This window comes from Streptomyces prasinopilosus (genome assembly GCF_001419695.1).
Lineage (GTDB): Bacteria > Actinomycetota > Actinomycetes > Streptomycetales > Streptomycetaceae > Streptomyces > Streptomyces prasinopilosus.
In genome coordinates this window covers 1-1581 of the sequence record NZ_LIRG01001040.1, presented here as the reverse complement: position 1 = coordinate 1581, position 1581 = coordinate 1, and the positions used below count along the sequence as shown (strand labels likewise).

Here is a 1581-nt window from a genome sequence, read left to right as displayed (position 1 = left end):
CGGGACGGCTCGTCGCCCGGCGCGCAGACGGCGGTACGCGGCCGGCGAGGTGCACCCCATGCTGCCGGTGCCCCGGGCGACGAGCCGTCCCGCCCGGTGGAACTCCATGACGGTCCGCATGCTGCTCAGACCGCGGCCCCGGCGGCGTACCTCGGAGCAGACGACGTCGACGGTGACCGGCTCCGCGGCGTCCGCGAGCAGCAGTTCGGAGGGGGCGGTGGAGATCCCCAGGTCCCGCATGACGAAGTGGGTGTCGAGGGGGGCGCCGAACTCGGCGTGGGCGAGGGCCATCGTGGTCTGGCGCAGCGTCTCGGCGACGATCATCGGATCCTGGTGGAGGTCGTCCACGGGGCCGAAGAAGGAGTGCTCGGCGGGCCAGTGCGCGGTGACGCGGAAGTCGTGTTCGGACCGGCGGACCCATTCCGCCGGGAAGATGTCCACCGCGCGGGTCCGGTGGGCCAGTTCCGGGGTGATCCGGGTGACGGCGGGGGCTCCGGCAGCCTGTCCGGTGGTGGCCGCGGACGTGGGCCGCCGTCCGGTTCGGTCCCCCGTGGGCGTGCTGGTGGCACCTGACTGCGGCATGAGGAACCCTCCGGAGAGAAGGCCTGGACCCGGTCGACTTCGCACTAAGATACGGACGAGCCGGTTTTTTTCAAGGGTGATCCACACCGTTGGGGACGAGCCCGCAAGCCCATGCGCCCGCGCGGCATCGTGGTACGGCGGCACGCCGACCGCACGGCGGCCGTATGGCTACTTCACGGCGATCCACGAGATCCACGGAGATCAGGAGGCACCCGATGGCGCGACAGGAGCGCGCGATCCGCACACGGCGGACCATTCTGGACGCGGCCGCGGCGGTCTTCGACGAACGCGGTTACACCTCGGCTACCATCGGCGAGATCCTGGGCCGGGCCGGGGTGACCAAGGGCGCGCTGTACTTCCACTTCGGCTCCAAGGAGGAGCTGGCGCTCGGCATCTTCGAGGAGCAGCTGGCGGTAACCCTGCCGCCCCAGTCCAGCAAGCTCCAGGAACTCGTCGACTCCGGTCTGGTGCTGGCCCTGCGGCTGTGCACGGACCCGCTGGTGCGCGCCAGCGTCGGGCTGGCCCTGGACCAGGGAGCGTTGGGACTGGACCGGACTCCGGCGTTCCGGATGTGGATCGACCAGATCACCCGGACCCTGGCCGAGGCGAAGGCGAGGGGTGAGTTGCTGCCGCACGTCGAGGTGGCGGAGACGGCGGAACTGCTGGTCGGGAGCTTCTCGGGAGTGCAGCTCCTCTCGCAGCTGCGCTGTCAGCGGCAGGATCTGGAGCAGCGGGTCGTGGTGCTGTTCCAGCACATGCTGCCGGGCATCGCGGTGCCGGCGGTGCTGGCCCGGCTGGACATCTCGGCGGACCGCGGCCGACGGGCCCTCGACGCGGGGCGACTGGAACCGGCCACGGGGAAGGCGGCCGTCGACGCGGAGGCGGACCGGCGGGCCGGCGAGGTGGCGGGACGCTAGGGCCTGGCGGGCGGTCGCCGTGGCTCGGGCGGAGGCCGGGTGGGGGCCACGGGGTGGGGGACGGGGCAGGGGCGCGGACGGG

At 72.5% G+C, this 1581-nt stretch carries 2 protein-coding genes; one reads left to right on the top strand and one right to left on the bottom strand.

Annotated features, from left to right (window positions below):
• Nucleotides 1-582 (bottom strand): AfsA-related hotdog domain-containing protein (locus AOK18_RS29950; protein ID WP_276205381.1); only part of this gene is annotated, 582 nt, incomplete at its 3' end.
• Between the two features lie 215 nt (nucleotides 583-797).
• On the opposite strand from AOK18_RS29950, the gene AOK18_RS29945 reads away from it, so the two are divergent.
• Nucleotides 798-1499, top strand: a complete 702-nt coding sequence (locus AOK18_RS29945; protein ID WP_055572819.1) for a ScbR family autoregulator-binding transcription factor — start codon at nucleotides 798-800, stop codon at nucleotides 1497-1499.
• Nucleotides 1500-1581 lie beyond the last annotated feature (82 nt).

What these genes read in the sequence shown, in the direction of transcription:
- AOK18_RS29945 (WP_055572819.1), top strand. Translation starts at nt 798, where the DNA reads ATGGCGCGACAGGAGCGCGCGATCCGCACACGGCGGACCATTCTGGAC.